This window comes from Oceanospirillum sp. (genome assembly GCF_982874595.1).
In genome coordinates, this window is record NZ_CEYNZH010000007.1 from 113,526 (window position 1) to 134,231 (window position 20,706).

A 20,706-nucleotide genomic window follows, 5' to 3' on the forward strand; every position below is an offset into this window, starting at 1 on the left:
TTACCGGATGTTATCCGGTAAGTCAGGTGTCATCCTGTCAGTGTTACTGAGCATTTTTCGCGAACGCGTCTTTCAGGAATTCCATAACAGTCGTCTGATCGATCATGGTGTTTTCGCTGTCACGACGGCCACGGTATTCCAGCTGACCCTCTTTCAGGCCGCGCTCACCGATCACGATGCGGTGCGGTACACCGATCAGTTCCAGGTCGGCAAACTTGAAACCCGGACGGCTGTCACGGTCATCCATCAGCACATCGTAACCGGCGGCTTTCAGCTCGGCGTACAGCTTCTCACTGGCTTCCTGAACCATCTCAGATTTATGCGCATTCATCGGCACGATAGCCACTTCAAACGGTGCAATCGCTTCCGGCCAGATGATGCCGTTCTCGTCGTGGTTCTGTTCGATCGCAGACGCCACCACGCGGGTCACACCGATACCGTAGCAGCCCATGATCATAGGGGTTGGCTTGCCGTTTTCACCCAGAACCGTGGCATTCATCGCTTCGCTGTATTTGGTGCCCAGCTGGAAGATGTGGCCCACTTCGATGCCGCGTTTGATGGACAGGGTGCCTTTACCATCCGGGCTGGCATCGCCTTCAACCACATTGCGCAGGTCAGCAACTTCCGGCAGGGCGACATCGCGACCCCAGTTGAGTCCGAAGTAGTGTTTGTCATCAATGTTGGCACCAGCACCAAAGTCAGAGGCAACGGCTACTGCGCGATCCACGATGCACGGGATACTCAGGTTAACCGGGCCCAGTGAACCCGGACCAGCACCGATCACGGCCTTGATCTCTTCGTCTGTAGCGAAGGTCAGAGGTGCGGCAACCATTGGCTGATTTTCGGCTTTGATCTCGTTCAGGGTGTGGTCGCCACGAACGATCAGAGCGACGAAGTCAGCTTCTGCGTCTTCGTCCGCTTTAACAATCAGGGTTTTAACGGTTTTCTCAATCGCCAGGCCAAACTGCGCAACCAGCTGGTCGATGGTTTTGGCGTTTGGTGTATCAACCAGCGTCATCTCCTGAGTTGGCGCATCGGCTTCTGCCTGTGGTGCTACGGCTTCCGCTTTTTCGATGTTTGCCGCGTAGGTGCCTTCGGTGTTGAATACGATATCGTCTTCACCGGAGTCCGCCAGTACGTGGAACTCGTGGGAGCCTTCACCACCGATCGAGCCATTATCTGCCAGTACTGGACGATAGTTCAGACCCAGGCGGTCAAAGATGTTGCAGTAGGTCTGGTACATCACATCGTAAGTCTCCTGCAGAGACTCAGGGGTGCTGTGGAAGGAGTACGCATCCTTCATGATAAATTCGCGGGAGCGCATCACACCGAAACGCGGGCGGATCTCATCACGGAACTTGGTCTGTACCTGATAGAAGTTAACCGGCAGCTGCTTGTAGCTTTTGATCTCTTTACGGGCCATATCGGTGATCACTTCTTCGTGGGTCGGGCCTACACAGAAATCACGCTGATGACGGTCTTTGAAGCGCAGCAGTTCAGGGCCGTACTGTTCCCAGCGACCGGACTCTTCCCACAGCTCTGCTGGCTGTGCGGCCGGCATCAGAACTTCCTGCGAAACCTTGTCCATCTCTTCGCGGACAATGCGCTCAACTTTACGCAGGGTGCGCAGGCCCAGCGGCAGCCAGGTGTACAGACCAGACGCCAGACGACGGATCATACCGGCACGTAACATCAGCTGATGGCTGATCACTTCAGCATCAGCAGGGGTTTCTTTTAAGGTGGAGATAAGAATTTGACTGGCGCGCATAGATACGGTCTCTGACTTAATTCATGTTTTGAAATGCGGGTAATTGTATGCCCTAAGCCGGCTCGGGTACAGAGGGTGCGTTTATCCGGGGATATCAATCTGTTGTTTTTCTTATGATTCTTTGGTTTCAATGGGGTTTAACCTGTGGATGGTTTGCATTATTGTTGAGCCTGTTTGCGACTGAGTACCTGTTGCAATGAATATCGGACTCACTCCCCGTCGGCAATATGGAAAAGATTGCTCTTGATAAACAGGATGTTGCATGGCTCAGATCATCCCCTCACTTAATACCTGCCTGAAAAAAATGACTTCAGGTGAAAAGCGGCTTGCGGAAGCGTTTCGTAAACACCTGGAAGATGATTATCTCTGCTGGTTTGATATTCCTGTTGGTCGTCAACGGCGTTATCCCGATTTTATTATTCTGAATCCACGTCGTGGTCTGATTTTTATCGAAGTGAAAGACTGGAAGCTTGATAATATCAAAGCAATTAATCCTCAGACGGTAGAGTTACTAACGGACAGTGGATTGAAACATGTGAGCCATCCGTTAATACAGGCGCGCCAGAGTTGTTATCAGGTGCTGGCTGCTCTTGAGAAGGATCCCGCGCTGCAGCAAACAGAGGGACGTCATAAAGGTAAACTCTGCTTTCCTTATACCTATGGTGTTTACTTTCATAACATCAGCCGGGAAGCGTTTAATGCCAGTCTGGAGGAGTCGGAAAGAGAGACTGTTTTGCCAGGCCGTTTGTGTCTGTTCCGAGAGGATGCTCGCAATAATATTGACGCCGAAGCCTTTCAGACTCAGCTCTGGGATATGTTTGAATACACCTTTAAGAGACCGCTCACCCTACCTCAGATTGACCGAATTCGTTGGCATCTTTTCCCTGAGATACGCATTAATGCTCCAAGGCAGGACAGCTTCTTTGATGACGATGCGAATGTGCCATTGGAAGACAGTTTGCCGGACATTGTTAATATTATGGATCTGCAGCAGGAGCTGCTGGCACGCAGTCTTGGTGATGGGCATCGGGTGATCCATGGTGTAGCGGGGTCCGGTAAAACTCTGATTCTCGGATATCGTTGTCTGCATCTGGCAAAAGCACTGAATAAGCCGATTCTAGTTCTTTGCTACAACATCACGCTGGCTGCTGCGATCCGAAACTTTATGAGTGACAGAGGAATCGATCAGCAAGTGCAGGTTTATCACTTTCATGATTGGTGTAATACCCAGCTGCGCACGTACCAAAGTGTCGTTCAGGAAGGCGAAGGTGAATACTGGGAAAGGGCGGTGCATAGTGTTATCCAAGGGGTTGAGGATGATCAGATTCCCCGGGGGCAATATGGCGCTGTGATCATTGATGAGGGCCATGACTTTGAGCCGGAGTGGCTGCAGCTAGTGACTCAGATGGTTGATCCGGAAACCGACTCACTCTTACTGCTTTATGATGATGCGCAGGATATCTACCGCAAGAAGAGCGCGTTAGACTTTTCACTCTCCAGTGTTGGGATACAAGCTAAAGGTCGTACCACTATCCTGAAAATGAACTATCGTAACAGCCGGCAGATCGTCGATTTTGCTTATCGTTTTGCTAAAGATTACTTCTCCGGCAGTAGTCGGGAAGAGATTCCGCTGGTGCAGCCGCAGGCTGCCGGACAAAGTGGTCCTTCGCCTGTTGTAAAGCAGAGGGGGTCGTTATCTGATGAGATCGCTTATATCGTGCGCTGTCTGAAACACTGGACTAATAACGGGCAGGCGCTTAATAGCACCGTTGTTCTTTATCCGATCAAATACGTTGGTAGTCAGATGGCCAAAGCGCTGCAGGAAGCGGGTATTGGGCATCGATTGTTGAATGAAAACCGAGCCAAGAAAGAGTTCGACCCTAATGCAGACCTGATTCATCTGATGCCTATGCCAAGCAGTAAGGGGCTTGAATTTGACACCGTTGTATTACTGGATGCATCGGGGCATCGGAAAGCTGGTGAATCAGAATCAGACGATGAGGTCATACAGGCGGCGATGAGGATTCTTTATGTGGCAATGACAAGAGCGCGTAAGCAATTGTTGGTTTGCTATCACCGGGAAAACCTCATTTCTAAACAGATTGCGGAAGCGGTTCAAAATGATGATGTTGATTCTGAAAGGCGATGTCTGAAATTTGCCGATGCCTGACCTGTCCCGCAAGCCAAATTTCAAACCTGGCTTGCATTGTCATCAAAATGCCCTATTGAGCCCGGGCATTATTCCCACCTAAACTGCCTGACGAACAACAATAACAATAATGGGAAAAGGACAGGGTATGGCGCTTTCCGCGATACACACGCGAAATATCAAAGGTGACCTTTACGGTGGCGTCACCGCTGCGGTTGTGGCGCTTCCTTTAGCATTGGCTTTTGGGGTGTCTTCCGGCGCGGGGGCGATAGCCGGTCTTTATGGCGCTATCTTTGTCGGACTTTTTGCGGCGCTGTTTGGCGGCACATCATCGCAGGTGTCGGGTGAGTGTGGTCGGGCTACAAAACCCGGTGGCTTACACCCTTGAGAAGTTAAAAGTGCTGCATCAGATTCCGGAGCAGGAAAGGTTTGAACTCTGGACAGAGGCTCTGACGGACAGCGAGTCCTCAGAAGCTACTGATGGCCGGCACCGCTATCAGAAACTGTAGACTAGGGTAACTTCAAACTCAGTATTGGTGCTTTTCGCATCTTCCGGAACACTATCGGTATAGTCCATTCTGTAGTTGATCTTGGTCGCCAGACTGCCATTGATCTGGCTTTTGAGGCCTGTTTCTGATTGCCATATTGTTTTTTGGGAACCTGAGTTGACCGACACAAGCTGATCAAACTGAACCGCGTCATTGAGCTGCCAGAAAATTTACTGGCGAGGCGCAACATATGTCTCAGGCTGAAGTTATCTAGCTGCTGATCGACCAGAACGGCCTGCGATAAGGAAATTGTGATCAGGATATCATTTTTTCTAGTATAGTAGCTCTAGTTGGCCGTTCGACTGAATACTAGTTATAACCTATTGAATATAAACATTTTAAGAGGCTGTTATGTCATACAGTATCGAGGCCATTGAATCCGTTCTGCTGACCCGATTAAAGCAGTTGGCTGAAGTATTTAGCCGGAACGACACGGTCAAAGGCCGTGCGCTGAGAATTGTCGATCTTGGGGTGTTTCCCTGGATGCAGACAATAGAGATCTCCTTCCTGTTTGAAGGTGACAAGATCGTCGGCATGGATGAATTGGCAGAGGATGATGAGATCGCCGACTGGCCGTTTTATGACATCTCCGGCATCAATGAAGGTCGTTGGCCCGAAGCGGAATCTCTGGCGGCTGAGATGGCGGGTGTTTGGAATGACAGCGACAATCCTGAACTGATACCGTTTTTGCGGGATTTTGCCAAGGCAGCCCAATCGCTGGAGTTAAAGCAGGCACTGTCTGGCCTGAATCTGGCTGATGATTTTACTTTTCAGATTCTGAATCCTGATCAGGACAACAGCCCGAATTATTATCTTGAACCTTAACGCGCACTCATAATCAAGCGAAGGGAAGGACCCCATGTATATTGAAAAGCTACCACCGGAACAACAAGCCCTGCTGGATTCTTTTGAAGAAGCCGGTGGCGTGGTCGACCTGGTGGTGCTCAACCGTGATGTTGCTGAGCGTAATGCCGAAACCTATCGACAGGCCGCCCTGATGGCTCTGGATGCGGTAGGTGCTCAGTGGGATCAGTATTTTACCGAGCTGGTGAAGTTACCGGACTACCAGAACTACAAGCGCAATGAGTTTTTCTCCGTTAACGTCTCTGCCGATAAATTGACCGGTCACCGGATTGACCGGGCAGATTTTCTGGGCAATCAGTTTCTGGTCAACGAAAACTGCCTGCTGGTCCGTGGCAGGCATTCGAACTACCTGAATAACTATTTCCGGGAAGGCGATCCTGAAACAGACAAAACCTGTCTTTCCCAGGAGCAGCTGAGCAGGTTACCAAAAGCTGGATTCAGCGATGCCTTTCTTTCCCCTCCGTACAACTTACAGATCAGCAATGAAGATGCCTGCAGCCTCTTCTGGCAGATAGCTCATGTTTTCCTATCCGATCTGGATAAGGCGGCTGAGATCTGGAGCTGGTCCACCGAATGTTCCAACTACTTTGAAGCCGGGCATGAGTGGTGGGGCAGTCATTTTTATACCTTCTCCCACCCGGACTCCGACCGAGTGATTGCCGTTCTGGCCTCGGCAACGGATTAGAGGCCGGCGCAGGCTTAGCCTCAGCTTTTGACCCTAAAAAACCAATAAACCGATTTTATAAAAATGGAGACACAGGATGTTAGCGACTCATGTGCTGCACATTCGTGATGAAAACGCCTTTGGCACCGTTGCCAATGAACTGCAGATCCGTTTTGACCGCGTCCGGGTAACCGTTCAGGACATTATCACCGAACGGGTAACCCAGGAGGTGGTGAACTACAACCGCAAAGCCGCGGAATACGGCAGTGACAGAGCGCGTTTTCATCTGGTGCAGCCAACGGACCTTGAGCGTCAGTTAAACGGTGATAGCCATGCAAAAGGTAAGGGCTGTAAACCGGTGGATCTGGATAAGCAGATCGATGTCGCCCTGAAAGCGTTTCAGGGCAACGGTTTTTTTATTCTGATTGATGACCTGCAGGCGGAAAGTCTGGAGCAGGACGTTGAGATCAAAGCTGACACCCTGGTTTCTTTCGTTAAGTTAACCCCTCTGGTGGGGGGCTGAATTTTGTCTTTATTTTCGATTCTTAATCCGTTCAAAGCTAGGACATCCCCAACAATGAACACCAAAGTTGAGCTATTTCAGGATTTTGCCCTACGGCAGCATTTGGCACCGGAGGTTTGTGATGAGGCTGCGGTGGAGAAAATGACCGCCACCCTCGATAGCATTGAAGCGTTCATTTTAGAGCTCTGTGGTCATATTAACTCTCAAAGTAAATTGCCTTTTAAAGATTGCCCTGCTTATGTGGCGATCAGTAAGGCGCCTTCCGATGAAAAGCTGGCTTTTTTAGTGTTTGTTATGGTGCGGGAGTCGGGTTATGTCAGGCCGGAACCTTACCGCTCATCAGACCCTGAGGCCCGACGACATGTTTGCCGGATTCGGCTGATGGACAGTCTGATGCGCACCAAATTTGAGTGTCCGGACAACTTTTCATTTAATGCGCTGTTTCGCCTTATGTATCAGATGGATGACCCTGAAAAGGTCGAAACTCGCCTGCGTGCCAAACCCTTTACAGCCTTTGTTGTGATGCTTGAAAAGCATGTTAAGCGCTGTGGCGTCAGTGATCTTCTGGTCGAAGATCTGCATGCTATTCTGGATCAGGAAGAGCTTAAAGCAGAGCTGAGTGGCGACGGGCGGAGAAGTTACTGGGAGCCCAGTTTTCTCACGGCGGCTAAGAAGCTTCAACGTATGCTGGGGGCGTTTGATACGGTGCCTTATGAGTTGGGTTCCGGTATTGTCGGGAGCCTGATCGCGGAAGACCTGAACAGGATGGACAAAGAGAAGCAGGCTTTGTGGCATCCGTACTTCCATCATGCTGCCATGGCAAGTGGCGGAAAGCCGACGAAGAAATTTCTGAACGAAGCGAATCCTTTGATGGATAACATCGGGACTGCGGCCTTTAAGCAGCAGGTTAATCAGTGGCTGAGCGTTATCGCCGCGATCAAAATTGAAGAGCGTGACATCACCATCAAACTGGGTAATGGCCGCGATTACACCTATCAGGGTTACGATTATATCGAGGAGCACAGTTTTAATTTGCTGAAGGGACTTCTTTGGAGCTTGAGTCGTTATCACGACAGCCAGACCCTGAAGAATATCGCCCTGCTGACGGAAAAGTGTTTTCAGAAAATCCCGGAACGAGGCCCTGCAGCAGCCGGTGTCGGTAATGCTGGTATCTATGCGCTGGCGCAGTCCAAGGGGCTTGAGGGCATCAGTCACCTGTCCCGTCTTAAGCTGCGTATCCGTCAGAACAATACCCAGAAGCTGATTCAGAAATATATTGAAGAACAGGCGGCCAAGCAGGGTATTACCCCGGCCCAGGTTGAAGAGATTGCTGCGCCGGACTTTGGCCTAGTCGATGGCCAGCGAACCGAACTGTTTGATGATTACCGGCTGGTGCTGACTCATACCGGTGTTGGCTCAACAACCCTGCAATGGTTTAAACCGGATGGTTCAACCCAGAAATCGGTTCCGGCTTTTGTCAAAGACAACAGCAAGCACAAAGCCCGTCTGAAGAAGATGCAGGATCTGGCCAAGCAGGTAAAACAGGGTTCTACCACCCAGCGCGACCGTATCGACCGCCTCTATCTGGAGCAGATGAGCTGGAATCCTGAGAGTTTCAGCAAGTATTACCTCAATCATGGCCTGATCAGCCTGTTTGCCAGCCGTCTGATTTGGAATCTGGATGGCGTTGCCGGCCTCTATCATGAGGGGCAGTGGCAAAATGCCCAGGGTGAAGCCTTCTTTGCCGACGAAGCGGATTTCAATAATGTAGAAAAAATAACCCTGTGGCATCCGCTGGATTCAACCTCGGATGAAGTTCTGGCCTGGCGTGACCGTCTGGATCAGCTGGAGATTCGGCAGCCGGTCAAACAGGCCTACCGTGAGATCTATATTCTGACCGATGCCGAGATCAATACCCGGGTTTACTCCAACCGTATGGCGGCGCATATCCTGAAGCAGCATCAGTTTAACTCCCTGTCGGCACTACGCGGCTGGAAGTACTCTCTGTTGGGGGCTTACGATGATGGGCGTGATGGCGAGATCGCCAGTAAACCACTGCCAGCTTATAACATGCAGGCCCAGTTCTGGATCAATGAGATTCTGGACGATAACGACAGCTTTAACGATGCTGGTATCTGGTATTACGTAGCGACCGATCAGCTGCGGTTTGTTAACGCTGATGACGAGGCGATCCCTATGGTGGATATACCACCGCTGGTGCTGTCGGAAGTGATGCGGGATCTGGATCTGTTTGTCGGAGTTGCCAGTGTCGGTAACGATCCTCAGTGGCAGGATGGTGGCCCTGATTCCCGCCCGGCTTACCGTGACTACTGGCAGAGCTACTCCTTTGGTGATCTCACCGAAGTGGCAAAAACCCGTAAGACCGTTCTGGAACGACTGCTGCCACGGCTTAAGATCCGGGATAAGGCGGTTATCGAGGGTAAGTTCCTGATGGTGACCGGTACCCGTCACACCTACAAAATCCATATAGGCAGTGGCAACATCCTGATCGCACCGAATGACCGATATCTCTGTATCGTTCCGGGTCGGGGTAAGGACAAAAATGTCGACCAGGTGTTCCTGCCGTTTGAAGGGGATAACGGTCTGTCTATTGTTTTGTCTAAAGCCTTTATGCTGGCGGAAGACGACAAGATCACCGATGAAACCATTCTCAGCCAGCTTTAATCGCTGACGTTTTAACCTGTAAGCCTGCCGGGGTATCCGGCAGGCTTTACTATTTTTATGCGTTATTTATTAAAAGGACTTATGCCCATGGCCATTAAGTTACAGCAATTTATTGATACCCATCCCCCCGGCGAGAACCTGCAGCAAGCATCTGCTGAACTGGTAGCCCGTTACCGCAATCATCTGCCGGCCAGCCTCATAGAGCTTTGGCAGACCTACGGTTTTGGCTTTTATGGAGACGGCCTGATCCAGCTGATTAATCCTGAGCAGTATCAGGATAATCTCTGGGGCTGGCTGATGTATGACGAAGAAGATATGAGTCGCCTGCCCATCGCTCTGAGTGCCTTTGGCGATATCCTCTATTTCCGTAATTTAACCGTTGAAGAGGACGAGGCGCTGGATGAGGAAGAGGATGAGGTTGATGTGGCTTTTATCGACCCGCATACCTCTCAGACCGGCTCATTGGTTTGGTCCCTTGAAGAGTTTTTCAACGACTTCTGTTGTGATGATGAAGTCATTGAAGAGTTCTTCTACCGCTCGCGCTTGTTACAGACCCGAGAGCTGAAAGGAGAACTTGTTGCTGACGAGATCTATTATCACGTACCGGCGTTACGCCTGGGCGGTGATGGTGAACCGGCTAATAGTGGCAAAGGAAATGCTTCGGTTCAGTTGGATCTGCTTTTACAGATGGCGTTGGGTGGTTAGGCTTGTATCGAGTGTCACGAAAAGAAATGCGTTGTAAAACTCTATTAACAACATGCGGTTAGCCCGTTGTCTTTTTGTTAATACAGAACAGGCTGACACTTTTAGCTGTTTTAATTGTCAGATTAAATTCCCATAATTAAATACAAATCACAGCTGGGGAATTGAAATGAAATATCCATTTTTAGCCGCTGCATTACTGCCAGTATTTCTGGTTGGGTGTGGAGATTCTGATGAAGGCCAAAAAGGAAGTTTCACTCTGGGTATCACTGATGCTCCTGTTGATACCGCAAACAAGGTTGTTATCAGTTTTGAAAGCGTCACCGTAAAACCGTCAGAAGGTGATGCTATTGAGTTCGAGTTTGATGAAGAAAAAGAGATTGATCTGCTTTCTCTGACGGGCACTAACTCAACGAATTTGTTAGATGGCGTTAGTCTTGATACGGGCAAATACCAGTGGATTCGTTTGGGTGTTGATGCTGAAAAAGGTGACAGTGACTCCTATATTGAATTGTCTGATGGTTCTCAAAAGGAGCTGTATATCCCAAGTGGTTCCAACACAGGTCTTAAGCTGAATAAAGGCTTTACGGTAACCGAGGGTGGGAGCACCAGCTTTACCATCGACTTTGATCTGCGCAAGTCGATTACCGTAGCGGTAGGCGAATATAAGCTGCGCCCAACCTTGCGAATTGTTGATAATACTCAGGTTGGCAGTATCTCCGGAACTGTGAATTCAACGTCCATCTCCGCAGAATGTGGCGGTGAGTATGTTGCTGATACCGCAACCAACCATGGTGCTGTTTATGTCTACTCAGGTGCTGATGTAAGCCCGGTTGATCTGCAGGGTGCTGACACTGACCCTCTGACAACGGCATTCGTTAAGTTCTCCGATACTGGCTACAGCTATGAGGTTGGTTTCCTTGAGGCAGGCGATTACACCATTACCTACACCTGTGGTAATTCAGGTGACGAGCCTGAAACCGATGAAACTCTGAGCTACTTCGGTACAACCAATGTCACTGTGACAGCCGATGAGAAAACGACGCATAATTTTTAAGAACCGGCTCGATGGCTGGGTCGCAAGTATTCTTAAACGTTGCAGTAATGACCGGATATCCCTTAAGGGGTATCCGGTTTTTTCTTATGGGTTGCACTTATTACTTAAATCCAAGGTTAGCTTTAAATCCTTAAGGCTTTTTTATGCTCAAAGGGTAGAATCACCTAATTCAATTCTGATGGTTATCCGGCCCTGCCATGCAGGATGCCCTAAGGAGTTTTTGTGAGCAGTATCCAGCAGAGTATGCGGTCTTTGACTGAGTGGCTGAAAGCCAACTATCCCGAAGGTCTGGAAGACCTGAATCCGCCCGCAACCGCTGAGCAGCTGAGCGCCCTTGAGCAGGTGCTGGGTTTTGATCTGCCAGAGGAGCTTCGTGAGTTGCTGGCGATCCATAACGGTCAGGATGCGGAAGGCGGTTATCTGTTTGATGGTCAGGAGTTTATCTCTGCGGAGCGTATCGCCGAAGAATGGAGCATCTGGAAAAAACTGTTGGATGATAAAGCGTTTGCCGGAAGCCATTCCCGTGCGGAAAAAGGGATTCGTAACGACTGGTGGAACACGGGTTGGGTTCCTTTCACCTACAACGGCTCCGGTGATCACTTCTGCATTGATACCTGTCCGGCAGAGGGCGGTGTTCAGGGGCAGGTTATTACGCTATGGCATGACATGTCAGAGCGTGACCGTCTGGCGGGCAGTCTGTCTGAATGGCTGAAAAGCTACACCGATGATCTGCAGCGGGGTGAGTTTGTTTATTCCGATGAATACGGTGCCATCCTGCATAAAGATGATATCTGACCGCTGCCGGTCTGACATCATCAACCGTTCAGAAGCGCTGCCACAGCAGCGTTTTTTTGTATCTGAGAGGCCTAATAGCCGTCGTAGCAGCGTTTTGCCCTCTGCTTTGTGAATTTGTCGGCAAAAATAGCGATGCGCTTCAAAAGGTTAGTGTCTTTTTAGAGCTTTTGCTTAAAATGGAGCCAGCTGAATAGTTTTGGTAAGGATTATTTAATGGATGCTTTAACGGTAAATTTTGGGAAGTGCTGTTTGCTAGGGGGTAACCGGAAGGCGCTGATCAAGCGATGCTTGATGAGTTTATCACCAAGGACGCTTTCTATGATCAGCTGGTGAGTGATTACCTGAAAACGCACTATTCTGAGCTGCTGCAACGCTCGGAATTCCTCGATGTATTTGACGAAGACGATCCTGTCTACCCCTCAGATTTTGGCGAGTTGACTGAGGAGATCATGCTGAAAGGCGATGTCTTCTCCCTGATTCGCCTGACCTCGATTATCTTGTTGCCACCGGAAAACAACGCCATCGGCTTCTGCTTTGAATGCGCATGGGATGAAGAACATGGGCTGGGGATTGTCATCTACAAGGATGAAGTGATCTGGTGTGATGGTGAGCAGCAGTCCTATGCCTGTCTCAACTTCCCTGAAGTGCTGGATCTGGATCGTATGTATCGGGCAGACTTAGCTGAGCGAGACGCTGAGCTAAACAGAATCTGATTTTTAATTTTTTGTATTGTAGACCGTTCGGTTTTAGTGCCTGCCCATTCGGCAGGTTGATCATACAGGATGTGACTGAGGACATTTCATGGAACTTTTAAATAAGGCCAGGGACCTTTTGGCTGGCTCATTGGCGGATCAGATTCGTGGCAATGATCTGGTGCGTATCAGTAAAACCATCACCCGCAAAAACATCAATGAAGAGATCGTCGAGAGTGATGGTTTTAACTACACCCCTCTGGAATTTGCGCTCCGTGAGCGTAACCCCGAACTGATCAATATGATCCGTCACTTTATCAAGTTAGGTGCCGATACTCAGTGCCTGACCGATGATAGCGGTAAGCCCAGCATCTTGCTGATCCGGGCGATGAACTCTGCCGATATGATTCTGCTCAGTCATGAGCTGGGTGTTGATCTGAATATTCTCTGGGGTGAGTTTAATCTGCTGGGTAATGCACTCTATTCCGGTGAAGAAGAGCAGGTGATAGCCGTGCTCAAACTGGTGCGTGAGCACGACCTTAAACTGATGGAATCCCCCGGAGTGTTCTGGCATATCCTGGAACGCAAGAACAATATTCCGGCGGATGGCATTATCGCTATTCTGGAATCCGGAATTGAGCGTTACGAAGGTACCGAAGACAGAGAACATGCCGATGCGCTGCTGTTCCGTCTGTTCAGTTCCGATCTGCACGAGCTGACCAAGCTATCGGTCCTCAATTATATGGCGGATAACGGCTTTGAGTTGGCCCTGGAGCGCCGTTATCTGAGGGGCACCCTGCTGGAGATGGCCGTCAGCCGGAGTCAGCAACATCTGGTGACGCGCTTAGTCGAATTGGGCGCTGATATCAGCCGACATCAAAGCGATGTCGGTCGCTTGTTGCTGAAAAAAGAACAGCTGAAAGACAACCTTGTCGTCGATGATACGCTGGATCTGACCGAGCTTTCTGAAAAAGAGGTGCGCCAATACCTGAAACAACACTCAGATCTGAGTGGTAAAGCGGTTATCGGCCCGATTCTGTTGAACCCGAATCTGAAGGATGCCTGTGCTCTGGCTCAAGAGGCTATCAGCAAAGGGGCTGACGTTAATCAGCTGTTTAACCTGAATCAGGGGTTTGGCAAGAGCATCACTTGTACACCGCTTTATGCGGTTTGCAGTCAGGATGATGACCGTTATTCCCGTGCGATTAGCTTTCTGTTGCAGGCTGGTGCCCATGATCAGTTTGAGAGTGGCAGCCCTGGTGAAGAAGAGTGTTTCAGTGCGCTGTTTCTTGCTCTGTCAACGTCACGAATGGCTTTTATCCGGGCACTGCTGGATGGCGGTATTAGCCCAAACCTTGTTTTGCCCGGCAAAAAGGTTAATGAAAATTGCCGCATGGATGATCGCCTTTGGGTCACCATGTTCCACGCCAGCCATCAGTCCGTAAAACCCAATGAGGCCCAAAAAACGGCGATGTTTGATCTCTTGCTGCAATCGGGCCTCTCGCCGGAACTGAGCAACAAGCGGGGTGAATCAGCGTTGGATCTGGCTCTTCGCTATCGGGATATCCCTTTGGTTGAACTGATGCTGAGTCGTGGATTTGCCCCTGCGCCTTCAGCCAACAATCTGGATCAGCTTTTCGAGTATTGTGCTGACCTGTCGCTGCTGAACCGTCTTCTGGCCGATATGACGCAAGTTCAGATCACAGCCAAAACGGCATGGCATTATTTTGTTGGTTTCCAGCACAGAACACCGGAAAAGTCCCAGGACAAAGCCGCGATTTTTGATCTCTTGCTGGAACTGGGGCTGGATCTGAGTGCCTACTATACCGATTCAGAGGGCAACGAAGAAAGCCTGATTGAACTGGCCATTCAGTACCGTAATGCGCCGGCGCTGAAACGCCTGCTGGCGCTGACACCAAAAGCACAGATCTCTCCGGATGTGATTCTGAGTGCGATTCACTATCTTCAGGATCATGAGCTGATCGGTGATCTGGTCGCCCTCTATCCGGATTATGAGATCGAAAACCTGCACGTACATCCGTCGGAGAAATACCGTGAGGCGGGCACGCCAATTACTTTGGCGCTCCACAAGAAACGCTGGGCGCTGGCACATTATCTGGTGGATCGTTTTCCGAAGATGCGCGCCCACAGCACGCTGATTCCTCTGGTGGAGAAAAGTCTCCTGCCGATGGAGGAGGAAAACAATGGCGAGGATCTGGATGAAGCGCTGATCCGTAAGCTGATCGCCCGTGATCCTGATCTGGAGCGACAGTATACCGACGCCGAAGAATCTACCCTTTGGACACTGCTGTTCCAATGCTGTTTCCGTTATGCGCAATGTGGCACGGATGAGCGTTCACGCCTGATCTGGCTGAATGCTGTTGAGATGTTACTGGAGGCTGATGCTTCATTGGATCATCCGTATTCAGTTGATGCAGAACCAGAGCCAACGCATCCGGATATCACTCATCTCTTTGCTATGGTGCTCTACCACAACAAAAGCAACTTTGATCAGGCTAAGCCTCTGTTTGATCTGTTGATTGGCTATGGCGCAGATCCGGCTAAACCTGTGGGGTCATTCAATGAATCCGCTGTGACCAGCATCATTCAGCGCTATCCCCGCCAGATTGATGAGGCCACCAGTCTTAAGTTTGTCCAGTATTTGTGGCAGAAAACCGGCTTTAATCTGCAGGAGGTTAACCGTCTGGGTAATAACCTTGCCATTGCCGCAGCTATGCCGGGAAGGGCTTCCATCCTACGTTGGCTGGCAGAAAAGGGCGTTGATATTCACCATGTGGGTGGTTTCGATAATTCTAACGCGATCCACAAATGTATCTCCAACTACAGCTTTGTGGCTTCCCGCGACCGTACTGCAACGGTAGAGGCTCTGCTGGATCTTGGTGTCAGCATCGAGGTGCCGGACCCTGATCCGGGTGCCGGTGGTGCAACGCCTCTGATGACCGCTTGTCAGATGGGTGTTCAGGCGGTGATTGAGTTACTGGTGAGCCGTGGGGCTGATGTTAATGCTCTGTCTGAAGAGGGCATGACACCGATTCACGCGGCCATTAACGGTGATGAATGTTATGACGTTCACCACACGGTTGAAGGCTCTAAAATTGCCGTTGTTGAGTATCTGGTTAAGCAGGGGGCTGATGTTAACCTGATGGGCCCCCGTCGTTATCATCCCTTGCTGGAAGCGGCTTTTGCGGGGCGGGCCGGCATGTTCAAACGCCTGCTGGAGCTGGGGGCTGATCCTTATCTGATCGATCCGGATCTGAAACACGAAACCGGTGGCACCATAGGTTTTGTGCAGGAAGCCCAGATCGATGCCGAGGGCATGAATGTCATCGGCTATCTGTTGATGCATGAAGACAAAGCCGCTGCACTGCTGGACATTATTGATGCTGTATTAGGGGATGGCACGGTACAGAGTGCGAGAGATGATCTGGCTAAGAAACAGGTGCCGGTAAAACCACAGGCGGTTGCTGAGTGCATTGAAAACTTCCGGTTGGCTGCTTTGGGCAAGCCGGTTCAGAGCGCAAGTTCCAGTGAGGATGTAAACACCAGGGCAATGGACAGCTCCGGCGATTCTGGTTCTGCGCCTACTTGCTTGTTTGCAGATAAGGCGGAGCTTCTGGCTGACGAAGAGAAGCGCCTGAAAATGCGTAAGATTCTGAAGCAGAAGATGGCACGCAAGGGCATGGCTTTGAGTGTTCAGCTCGATTATGAACAGACTCAGGCGCTGGCGTTTTATATGCAGCAGGCGGTTCCGGAAGCGGATATGCGCCATGGCACTAACTGGCAGCAGTTTATTATGGCAGTGGTGGCTGACCGTGCCCCTGAACTGCTGGAGATTCTGCAGCCGGTAAGCGATATGACCGCCTGCACGCTGGAAATTGTACCCACAGGTTCACCTGCTCAGCAGGTTAATGCTTTAGGTGAGGTGCTGACCGCTCTTTTCTCTACCCGCCGCACGATCATGAATGCTTTGCAGGAAGTGACGGATCAGATCGAGTGGCAGGTGTTTGACGCATCTCTGCTGCCGGAACCCGAACCGGATAACGCGACCGAAGCCGACGAAGCAGTGGTGCGTTTACCCGCCAAAGAGCTGTTCAGCACCAGTTCCCGTTTTGGTCTCTACAACGTCTCCTTCAAGTTGAACACTGGGACTATGCAGCGTCTGGCGGCACATCTGGCGGATCTTCTGCCTATAGAGATGGATGCCAGCGGCTGGAGTACAGTTGTCAGAGCTGTGGTTGAACACGAGCTGGAAGGTGAGCTTGAAACTCTGCCGGACTTTATCGACTTTGATGTTTTCGGTACTGAACACTTTACCGTGGTGATTGAAAACGGCTCAGAAGCTCAGAAGGTATTTTCCCAATCCTTTGGCAAGGTGATGGATAAACTCTTCCGCAGTGATGAGGATTTCGTGCAAACCGTTATGGCCGCCCGCAAGCGGATTATGGCGGAAAGCGCGTAATCGCTTTTTTACCTTAAACGCAATACCAAGCGGCATTCAGATCTGTTCTGAATGCCGCTTTTTTATTCAGGCTGCGTGCTTATTCTTCAGGCTGTGTGCTTATTCCTCAGACTGTGTGTTTATTCAGAATCAAACGCATCCCAGTAGGGTGGCGTACCAAAGTAGCCATCAATAAAGTCCAGAAAACAGCGCACCTTACTGGCCAACAGTTTTCGGTGGGCATACACCGCGTACAGCCCCATCGGCTTTGGCTCCAGCTCCGGAAACAGGCGTTTGAGTTTGCCTTCAGCGATCGCCTGACCGGAAATAAACGTGGGTTGAATGGAAATGCCCGCACCCTCGATAGTGGCTTTCACCAGCAGATCGCCGTTATTGCTGATCAGGTCGCAACTGCAATCCCGTCCCGGCACTTTCAGCCATTGGTTAATGGCAAAGTTACTGTCATTTTCCATATAGCTGTAGTGCAAATAGCGATGCTGCGTCAGATCCTCCGGTTTTTCAGGTGTGCCATATCGCTCCAGATAATCCGGAGAAGCACACATCGCCAGCCGGATAGGTGCGATCTGTTTGGCGATCAGTGAAGAGCTTTTCAGGTGGCCGATCCTTAAAGCGATATCAAAACCTTCCTCTACGATATCCACCTTACGATCATTCAGCTGCAGGTCGATGGTTACTGCGGGATGGGCTTGCTGAAACTCTGTCACCAGAGTCCCCATGTGCTGAATGGCAAAAGAAACCGGTGCACTGATACGCAACTGTCCCTGAGCCTCTTCCTGCATATCTCCGATCTGGCTTTCCATCTCGTCAATATCATGCAGCACCTGCTGAACCCACTGAAAGTAGCGGCTGCCAGCTTCGGTCAGGCTGACTTTTCGGGTTGTTCGGTTTAACAGTCGGGCGTTGAGACGTTGCTCCAGCTGGCCTACGTACTTGCTCACCAGCTGGGGTGATATATCCAGCCGGTCAGCTGCCCTAGTAAAAGAGCCTTCGCTTGCGACCAGCTCAAAAGCGCGCATGGCATCAATTCTGTCCATGATCCTGTTTGTCTCTTTATTCCCAGAGATAGATTACGATTATTATCAATGATTTGTTGATAATAATACAACATTGCCCCAGTTAATCTTTAATAAGAGCAAAAGTAAACTGTGTCCATCAAGTGAGCAACAGCAGGCTTTGTGAAACAAAAGAAGCTTAGGCTGCCAAGGGTTCACACTGAATACTCAATCGCAAAGAATTTAATTTTGGAGATACAACTATGAACAATTCAATCATCAAAAAACTGCTGAAATCTGATGCGGGTCTGGCTGCTCTGGTACTGCGCGTTCCTGTTGGTCTGGTGCTGGCGGCACACGGTGCACAGAAACTTTTTGCCTGGTTTGGCGGTTACGGTCTGGAAGGTACTGGTCAGTGGATGGCAAGCATTGGTCTTGAGCCAGGCTACCTGATGGCGCTGATGGCCGGTAGTGCAGAGTTCTTTGGTGGCCTGGCACTGGCTCTGGGTCTGCTGACTCGCCCTGCTGGTCTGCTGACAGCCTTCACTATGCTGATCGCTATCTTCAGTGTTCATATCGGTAACGGTCTGTTTATGGCGAACAATGGTTATGAGTACGGGCTGGTACTCATGGTGATCGGTCTGGCGCTGGCCATTCAGGGTGGTGGTCGCTTCGCACTGGATAATCTGATTGCTGACAAACTGAAGTAATCGGATTCCCCCGGACTGACAACAGAGCTGGTGCGTGGTTTACGGATCTACTCCGGCAGCCGCGCCCAGCTTGTGACAGGCCAAGAGAAACATCACAGAGCAAATAGAATAGCTGAGCAAATAAATAAGCAGAGCAGTGCCAAGCAGAATTAAGAGGAAGCAGAGATGTTAGTAAATGGCGTTTGGCAGGAAAACTGGCAACCGGTACAGTCTAAAGATGAGCAAGGTCGTTTTATCCGCCAGACTTCATCGTTCCGTCACTGGATCACTCCGGACGGCAGTGCAGGGCCAACCGGTGATGCAGGCTTTAAGGCAGAGGCAGGCCGATATCATCTGTATGTGGCTTACATCTGTCCCTGGGCTTCACGTACTCTGATGGCGCTGCAGCTGAAAGGTTTGGATAAGATGATTTCGGTATCCGTGGTTAATCCTCAGATGACCGATTATGGCTGGCGCTTTGGCGGCTTCGAAGGTGCTGATATCGACACCCTGAACAACGCTGAATATATGCACCAGATCTACACTAAAGCTGATCCGGTATTCACTGGCCGTGCGACAGTACCTGTACTGTGGGATAAGCAGCAGGATTGTATGGTCAGTAATGAATCTGCCGATATCCTGCGCATGCTGAACACAGCATTTAATGAACTGGGTGCTACGGGCCCTGATCTGTGTCCGGAAGACCTGAGATCAGAAATCGATCAGCTAAACGCCCATATCTATGACAACCTGAACAACGGTGTTTATCAGGCGGGTTTTGCGTCTTCACAGGAAGCTTATGACGAAGCTTATCTGAAGGTCTTCACTTGTCTGGATGAGCTGGAAGATCGCCTGAGCGATGGTCGTGATTATCTGTTTGGCGATGTCATTACCGAAACAGATGTACGCACTTTTGTCACGCTGGTGCGTTTTGATGTCGCATATCACGGGCTGTTTAAGTGTAACCGTAACACCCTGAAAGAGATGCCGTTCCTGCATGCTTACATGCTGCGGATTCTGAAGCTGGATGGTATTGCCAATACAGTCAACCTTGATCATATAAAGACGGGCTACTATTCCATCAAAGCATTGAACCCAACAGGTATCGTGCCAAAAGGCCCAGGTACTCTTTAAGTTATTTTTTCGTATAGAAGCGATTTTCGAATTTTAAGGAGGGTGTGATGAACGCATCCAATATTATTTTTATTTCTCATGGTGGTGGCCCTATGCCGCTATTAGGCGATCCGGGCCATCAGGAGATGGTTGATCGTCTGGATGAGCTGCGCGAAGTTCTGCCAAAGCCATCGGCAATTCTGGTGGTTAGTGCCCACTGGGAAGAATCGGTTCCGGCAATCACGTCAGGCAAAAATCCTGAGCTGATTTACGACTACTACGGTTTTCCACAGGAATCCTACGAGATCAAATACCCGGCCCCAGGCGAACCTGAACTGGCCAGCCGTATTCATCAAGCATTAGGACAAGCGGGTATTGAATCCCGTCTGGACGATAAGCGTGGTTTTGACCATGGAATGTTCGTCCCGCTGAAGATGATGTATCCGGATGCCGATATACCCGTGGTTCAGTTGTCATTGTCATCCTCTCTTGATCCTGAGCTGCATCTGGCGATGGGCGAGGCGTTACAGGGACTCGAGTGGGATAACCTGTTAGTGGTAGGTTCCGGTTTCTCTTTCCATAATATGCGCGCTTTTTTTGCTGCGCCTACTCAGGAGATTACAGATCTGAATCAGGGCTTTGAGCACTGGCTGCTGGAAACCTGTGCCGGTGAACTGGGTGAAGCGGAACGTCGCCAGCGACTGGTAAACTGGGAGCAGGCACCAGGTGCACGTTTCTGTCACCCAAGGGAAGAGCACCTGCTGCCCATTCATGTTTGCTACGGCTTAGCGGGAAAGGGCACCAGTGGTGAGTATCCGGCTAGAATTGTTGGTAAAGATTCCGGAATGTTCCACTGGCAAGTGGATTAGCATGGCCTCAAGCGCAAACAAACTGAGACCCGGTTAAAACCAGGGCTCAATCAAAGCGAGAAAAAACGCTGGTGTGACCCTGAATACAGGTCACACCGGCGTGTTTGTTTGATGTT

At 50.2% G+C, this 20,706-nt stretch carries 18 protein-coding genes; 15 read left to right on the forward strand and 3 right to left on the reverse strand.

Annotated elements, in window-relative coordinates:
• Positions 1–43: 43 nt before the first annotated feature.
• A complete protein-coding gene (locus AC4GL5_RS05250) occupies positions 44–1,768 on the reverse strand; it encodes a proline--tRNA ligase (RefSeq protein ID WP_490381737.1) in 1,725 nt (574 codons plus the stop codon).
• Positions 1,769–2,030: 262 nt separating this feature from the next.
• On the opposite strand from AC4GL5_RS05250, the gene AC4GL5_RS05255 reads away from it, so the two are divergent.
• From AC4GL5_RS05255 to AC4GL5_RS05265, 3 genes are all read left to right on the forward strand, one after another.
• Positions 2,031–3,938, forward strand: coding sequence for a 3'-5' exonuclease (locus tag AC4GL5_RS05255; protein ID WP_490381738.1), 1,908 nt, complete (start codon positions 2,031–2,033; stop codon positions 3,936–3,938).
• Positions 3,939–4,065: 127 nt separating this feature from the next.
• Positions 4,066–4,305, forward strand: a complete 240-nt coding sequence (locus AC4GL5_RS05260) for a SulP family inorganic anion transporter (RefSeq protein ID WP_490381739.1) — start codon at positions 4,066–4,068, stop codon at positions 4,303–4,305.
• The gene (locus AC4GL5_RS05265) at positions 4,289–4,426 is read left to right on the forward strand and encodes a hypothetical protein (protein WP_490381740.1); all 138 of its coding nucleotides are present in this window, start codon (positions 4,289–4,291) and stop codon (positions 4,424–4,426) included. The genes AC4GL5_RS05260 and AC4GL5_RS05265 overlap by 17 nt, the downstream gene beginning before the upstream one ends.
• Here the strand turns inward: AC4GL5_RS05265 and AC4GL5_RS05270 are convergent.
• On the reverse strand, positions 4,414–4,593 hold the full coding sequence (locus tag AC4GL5_RS05270) for a DUF481 domain-containing protein (RefSeq protein ID WP_490381741.1): 180 nt from the start codon (positions 4,591–4,593) through the stop codon (positions 4,414–4,416). The two genes, AC4GL5_RS05265 and AC4GL5_RS05270, sit on opposite strands and share 13 nt — an antisense overlap.
• Before the next feature lie 223 nt (positions 4,594–4,816).
• Between AC4GL5_RS05270 and AC4GL5_RS05275 the strand changes: the two genes are divergently transcribed.
• The 9 genes from AC4GL5_RS05275 (at position 4,817) to AC4GL5_RS05315 (ending at position 16,927) form a co-directional block, all read left to right on the forward strand.
• Positions 4,817–5,290, forward strand: a complete 474-nt coding sequence (locus AC4GL5_RS05275; RefSeq protein WP_490381742.1) for a hypothetical protein — start codon at positions 4,817–4,819, stop codon at positions 5,288–5,290.
• A 34-nt stretch (positions 5,291–5,324) separates the two neighbouring features.
• The gene (locus tag AC4GL5_RS05280; protein WP_490381743.1) at positions 5,325–6,014 is read left to right on the forward strand and encodes a hypothetical protein; all 690 of its coding nucleotides are present in this window, start codon (positions 5,325–5,327) and stop codon (positions 6,012–6,014) included.
• A gap of 76 nt (positions 6,015–6,090) precedes the next feature.
• Entirely contained in the window at positions 6,091–6,516 is a 426-nt protein-coding gene (locus AC4GL5_RS05285; protein WP_490381744.1) for a hypothetical protein, read from the forward strand.
• Between the two features lie 54 nt (positions 6,517–6,570).
• Positions 6,571–9,201, forward strand: a complete 2,631-nt coding sequence (locus tag AC4GL5_RS05290; RefSeq protein ID WP_490381745.1) for a DUF4132 domain-containing protein — start codon at positions 6,571–6,573, stop codon at positions 9,199–9,201.
• 87 nt (positions 9,202–9,288) lie between these two features.
• Positions 9,289–9,906 carry a GAD-like domain-containing protein gene (locus AC4GL5_RS05295; protein WP_490381746.1) on the forward strand — a complete coding sequence of 206 codons (618 nt, stop codon included), beginning with the start codon at positions 9,289–9,291 and terminating at the stop codon, positions 9,904–9,906.
• Positions 9,907–10,072: 166 nt separating this feature from the next.
• On the forward strand, positions 10,073–10,960 hold the full coding sequence (locus AC4GL5_RS05300) for a DUF4382 domain-containing protein (RefSeq protein WP_490381747.1): 888 nt from the start codon (positions 10,073–10,075) through the stop codon (positions 10,958–10,960).
• 222 nt (positions 10,961–11,182) lie between these two features.
• Positions 11,183–11,755 (forward strand): SMI1/KNR4 family protein, encoded by a 573-nt coding sequence (locus AC4GL5_RS05305; protein ID WP_490381748.1) that lies wholly within the window; start codon positions 11,183–11,185, stop codon positions 11,753–11,755.
• Between the two features lie 284 nt (positions 11,756–12,039).
• Entirely contained in the window at positions 12,040–12,468 is a 429-nt protein-coding gene (locus tag AC4GL5_RS05310; protein WP_490381749.1) for a DUF6985 domain-containing protein, read from the forward strand.
• A gap of 88 nt (positions 12,469–12,556) precedes the next feature.
• Complete coding sequence (locus AC4GL5_RS05315) at positions 12,557–16,927, forward strand: ankyrin repeat domain-containing protein (protein ID WP_490381750.1); 4,371 nt, start codon at positions 12,557–12,559, stop codon at positions 16,925–16,927.
• A gap of 119 nt (positions 16,928–17,046) precedes the next feature.
• On the opposite strand, the gene AC4GL5_RS05320 is transcribed toward AC4GL5_RS05315, so the two are convergent.
• On the reverse strand, positions 17,047–17,961 hold the full coding sequence (locus AC4GL5_RS05320) for a LysR family transcriptional regulator (protein WP_490381751.1): 915 nt from the start codon (positions 17,959–17,961) through the stop codon (positions 17,047–17,049).
• Between the two features lie 221 nt (positions 17,962–18,182).
• Here AC4GL5_RS05320 and AC4GL5_RS05325 point away from each other — a divergent pair, with 221 nt between their 5' ends.
• The 3 genes from AC4GL5_RS05325 to AC4GL5_RS05335 all read left to right on the forward strand — a co-directional run bounded on the left by AC4GL5_RS05325 (position 18,183) and on the right by AC4GL5_RS05335 (position 20,590).
• On the forward strand, positions 18,183–18,629 hold the full coding sequence (locus tag AC4GL5_RS05325; protein WP_490381752.1) for a DoxX family protein: 447 nt from the start codon (positions 18,183–18,185) through the stop codon (positions 18,627–18,629).
• Positions 18,630–18,794: 165 nt separating this feature from the next.
• Complete coding sequence (locus AC4GL5_RS05330) at positions 18,795–19,742, forward strand: glutathione S-transferase family protein (protein WP_490381753.1); 948 nt, start codon at positions 18,795–18,797, stop codon at positions 19,740–19,742.
• Positions 19,743–19,789: 47 nt separating this feature from the next.
• A complete protein-coding gene (locus tag AC4GL5_RS05335) occupies positions 19,790–20,590 on the forward strand; it encodes a DODA-type extradiol aromatic ring-opening family dioxygenase (protein WP_490381754.1) in 801 nt (266 codons plus the stop codon).
• The last annotated feature ends 116 nt before the right edge of the window (positions 20,591–20,706 follow it).